Below are 4,543 nucleotides of genomic sequence, written 5' to 3'. Positions count from 1 at the left end.
GCCGTCGCCGCCGTCGCGGCGGCCGTCGCCGTCGCCGGGGCGAGTCCGCCGAGGCCGGCGGTGACGAGGAGTCGGAGGAGACCGACGAGCTCGCCGCCGAGCAGGCCGAGCAGGACGCCGAGGACACCGCCGAGCAGCTCGAGGAGGACGACGAGGAGGCTCACGCCGAGGAGTCGGCCGAGGACGACGAGGGGCAGCCGGCCGGCGCGGGCGGCGGCTCCAGCAGCAGCCGTCGCCGCCGTCGCCGCCGTCGCCGGGCCGGTGACACCGCCACCGACGCCGAGCCGTCCACCGACGACCCCGAGCGCACCGTCGTCAAGGTCCGCGAGCCGCGCAAGCCCGCCGAACCCTCCGACGAGGTGCAGTCCATCAAGGGCTCGACCCGGCTGGAGGCCAAGAAGCAGCGCCGCAGGGAAGGCCGTGAACAGGGACGCCGACGCGTTCCGATCATCACCGAGGCCGAGTTCCTGGCCCGCCGCGAGGCCGTCGAGCGTGTGATGGTCGTACGGCAGCACGGCGACCGTACGCAGATCGGCGTCCTGGAGGACGGCGTGCTCGTCGAGCACTACGTCAACAAGGAGCAGTCGACCTCGTACGTCGGCAACGTCTACCTCGGCAAGGTGCAGAACGTGCTGCCGTCGATGGAGGCCGCCTTCATCGACATCGGTAAGGGCCGCAACGCCGTGCTGTACGCGGGCGAGGTCAACTTCGAGGCGCTGGGGCTCGCAGGCGGCCCGCGCCGCATCGAGTCCGCCCTGAAGTCCGGGCAGTCCGTGCTCGTGCAGGTCACCAAGGACCCCATCGGGCACAAGGGCGCCCGCCTGACCAGCCAGGTCTCCCTTCCGGGCCGTTACCTCGTGTACGTCCCCGAGGGCTCGATGACCGGCATCAGCCGCAAGCTGCCCGACACCGAGCGGGCCCGGCTGAAGAGCATCCTCAAGAGGATCGTCCCCGAGGACGCGGGCGTGATCGTGCGCACCGCCGCCGAGGGCGCGAGCGAGGACGAGCTGCGCCGGGACGTCGAGCGGCTGCAGTCGCAGTGGGAGGAGATCCAGAAGAATGCCAAGAACGGCGGCGCGCCGACGCTGCTGTACGGCGAGCCGGACATGACCGTCCGGGTCGTGCGCGACATCTTCAACGAGGACTTCTCCAAGGTCGTCGTCAGCGGTGACGAGGCGTGGGGGACCATCCACGGGTACGTCTCGCACGTCGCGCCGGACCTCGCCCCGCGTCTGCAGCGCTGGACCAGCGAGGTCGACGTCTTCGCGACGTACCGGATCGACGAGCAGCTCGCCAAGGCCCTGGACCGCAAGGTCTGGCTGCCCAGCGGCGGTTCGCTGGTGATCGACCGGACCGAGGCGATGGTCGTCGTCGACGTCAACACCGGCAAGTTCACCGGCCAGGGCGGCAACCTGGAGGAGACGGTCACCAGGAACAACCTGGAGGCGGCCGAGGAGATCGTGCGTCAGCTGCGGCTGCGCGACCTCGGCGGCATCATCGTGATCGACTTCATCGACATGGTCCTGGAGTCCAACCGCGACCTGGTGCTGCGCCGCCTGCTGGAGTGCCTGGGCCGGGACCGTACGAAGCACCAGGTGGCCGAGGTGACCTCGCTGGGCCTGGTGCAGATGACCCGCAAGCGGGTCGGCCAGGGCCTGCTGGAGTCGTTCTCCGAGACCTGTGTCCACTGCAACGGCCGCGGTGTCATCGTCCACCTGGACCAGGCGAGCGCCGCCGCCGGGAGCAAGCGCCGCAAGCGCGCCCGCGCCGGTGCCGAGCAGCCGCACGAGGCCGTGGCGACGGAGGCCGCCGCCCCGACCGCCGAGGAGGAGGCGGAGACCGAGGCCGAGGTCGCCGCCGAGGTCGCCGAGCCGGTCGCCCTGCCCTCGCCCGGGATCGCCCCGGACGAGGAGCTGTACAGCAGCGTCGCCGAGGCGGAGGCCGCGGCGGGCCGGGGCCGTTCGCGGCGCCGCGCGAGCCGGCGGGTGTCCGCTCCGGCGGGCGCGCCGAAGGCCCACGCCCGCGGTGCCGCCCAGGCTCCCACGGCTCAGGACGTCACCGCGGCGGAGGAGGCCGAGCGCCCGGTGCGTCCGGTGCCGGCCGAGCAGGCGCAGGCCGAGCCGGCGGCCGTCGAGGACGCGGTCGTCCCGGCGCCCTCGGCCGGGGCCGAGGCCCCGGCCGCCGAGAAGGCCGCCCCGAAGGCCCGTACGCGCCGCCGCGTGACCCGCGAGGTGTCCGCACCGGCCGGTTCCCCGGCGGACGCCGAGGCGGCCGTGGTGACGGTCCCGGAGGCCGCCCCGGTCCCGGAGGCCGCGCCCGAGCCCGCGCCCGCGCAGACGGAGGAGCCGCCCGCCGAGGCCGCCGCCCCGGCCCGTCCCCGCCGCCGCGCCGTGCGCAAGGCCACCGCGCCGACCGCCCCGGAGGACACGGCCGTCGTGGTCGTCCCGTCGGGCACGGCGGAGGAGGCCGAACCGGCCGCGGCCGCCCAGGCCCCCGCGGAGGAGCCCGCCGAGGAGACCGTCTCGGAGGCGGCTCCGGCCAAGAAGGCGGCGGCCCGCAAGACGGCCAAGAAGGCGACGGCGAAGAAGGCCGCCACCAAGAAGACCGCGGCCAAGAAGACGACCGCGAAGAAGGCCACGGCCAAGAAGGCGGCGAAGACGACGGCCGCCAAGAAGACCACGGCCAAGAAGACGGCGGCCAAGAAGACCGCGGCGGCGGCCCAGCAGTCGGTGCCGTCCGTCTCGACTTCGACGGAGGACTGACCGGTCCTTATCCGGAGGCACCGCGAGCGGGAAGTGCGGGACACCGATGTACTGTCCATCGGTGTCCCGCGCGCTTGCGCCCCGTACCTCTCGCAGCCCAGGGGCTTTCTCGAGGTATCACTGTTGTAACCCTGGGGGAAAGCTTTGTTCGAGCGCTGGTAACGTGACTTTCCGGCCTCGGCACTGACCAGCATGCGCGCCGAGTCTCAGCCGAACTGCCACTCCGGTCCTCCGGTCCGCAGTCACGGCTGTCTTCCCGCGGAGAGCCCTGGGGGGTTTGAGCGAGAGCCGTCCGCAGTCGGAAGGCCGCGGACTTCCGGGGACGCGGACGCCCGCGCTCGTACGCTCGGCACCGTCCCTTCCCGACCCATGCATGATGTGGTGCGCCTTCGAGGTCGCCGAAGAGGAGGGGGGATGTCGTTGAACGACGCCCATGAGCCGATACCGGCCGCCAGGCCGGTCATCGACGATGAGGAGATTGAGGCCGCGATACGCGTGCTGCGCAGCGGCAGGGTCGTGCAGGGCCCCGAGGTAGCCGCCTTCGAGGAGGAGTTCTCGGAACTGGTCGACGGGCGCCACTGCGTCGCCGTCAACTCCGGCACCTCCGCGCTGCACCTGACGCTGCTCGCGCTCGGCATCGGCCCGGGTGACGAGGTCGTCGTGCCGTCGTTCTCGTTCGCCGCCTCCGCCAACGCCGTACGGCTCGTCGGGGCCGACGTGGTCTTCGCCGACATCGAGGCCGACAGCTTCTGCCTGGACCCGCGGGCCGTGGAGGCGGCCGTCACACCGCGCACCGCCGCGATCATGCCGGTCCACCTGTACGGCCACCCGGCCGCGATGGACGAGATCATGGCCATCGCCGAGCGGCACTCCTTGGCCGTGGTGGAGGACGCCTGCCAGGCGCACGCGGCCTCCCTGAACGGGACGCCGGTCGGTGCCTTCGGCGCCGCGGGCACGTTCAGCTTCTACCCGACCAAGAACATGCACAGCCTCGAGGGCGGCATGGTCACCACTGCCGACGCCGACCTCGCCCGCACCCTGCGCCTGCTGCGCAACCAGGGCATGGAGCAGCGCTACGCCAACGAGATCGTCGGCGCCAACGTGCGTATGACGGACGTCTCCGCCGCGATCGGCCGGGTCCAGCGCGCCAAGCTCGTCGGCTGGACCGAGCAGCGCATCGCCAACGCCGCGTACCTGACGGAGCACATCACCGCGCCGAACGTGGTGACCCCGCCCGTCGCCGAGGGCGCCCGGCACGTCTACCACCAGTACACCGTGCGTGTCCGCGGTGACCGCGACGCCGCCATGGCCCGCCTCACCGAGGCCGGTATCGGCAACGCCGTGTACTACCCGACCCCGATCCACCGGCTGAAGCCGTACTGGGAGCCGGACCAGAAGGCCGGCCGGACCTGGGACCTGCCGGAGACGGAGCGCGCGGCCGCCGAGGTCGTCTCCCTGCCCGTCCACCCGGCCCTGTCGGCGGGGGACCTGGAGCGCATCGTGTGCGCCGTGAACGCGCTGGGGGAGGAGCTGTGAGTGCCGAACGCTGCCTGCGCGCCGGACTCGTCGGGCTCGGCTCCATGGGACGCCACCACGCCCGGGTCCTGTCCGGCCTCGAGGGCGTCGACTTCGTCGGCGTCGTCGACCCGATGGGCGACACCCACCGTGCCGCCCAGGGTGCACCCGTCCTGGACACCGTCGACGAACTGATCGCGCTCGGTGTCGACTACGCTGTCGTGGCCTGCCCCACCGCCCTGCACGAGGAGGTCGGCCTGCGGCTC

General features: G+C 72.8%; 2 protein-coding genes and 1 pseudogene. All 3 read left to right on the top strand.

Going from position 1 to position 4,543, the window contains the following annotated elements:
* Positions 1–2,762: Rne/Rng family ribonuclease (locus RH94_RS06675; protein WP_234425575.1), on the top strand; the 2,762-nt coding region annotated here is incomplete at its 5' end.
* 414 nt (positions 2,763–3,176) lie between these two features.
* A complete protein-coding gene (locus RH94_RS06670) occupies positions 3,177–4,298 on the top strand; it encodes a DegT/DnrJ/EryC1/StrS family aminotransferase (protein ID WP_073946708.1) in 1,122 nt (373 codons plus the stop codon).
* Positions 4,295–4,543: pseudogene (locus RH94_RS42555) on the top strand (Gfo/Idh/MocA family oxidoreductase); the annotation flags it as partial. The gene RH94_RS06670 and the pseudogene RH94_RS42555, both read left to right, overlap by 4 nt.

The organism is Streptomyces kebangsaanensis, from assembly GCF_001906585.1.
GTDB classification, from domain to species: domain Bacteria; phylum Actinomycetota; class Actinomycetes; order Streptomycetales; family Streptomycetaceae; genus Streptomyces; species Streptomyces kebangsaanensis.
The sequence above is the reverse complement of the archived record's forward strand: the minus strand, read 5'-3'. Positions and strand labels throughout refer to the sequence as shown.

Excerpts from the sequence above, each read along its gene's own strand:
- RH94_RS06670 (WP_073946708.1), top strand. The coding sequence starts at position 3,177 with ATGTCGTTGAACGACGCCCATGAGCCGATACCGGCCGCCAGGCCGGTC.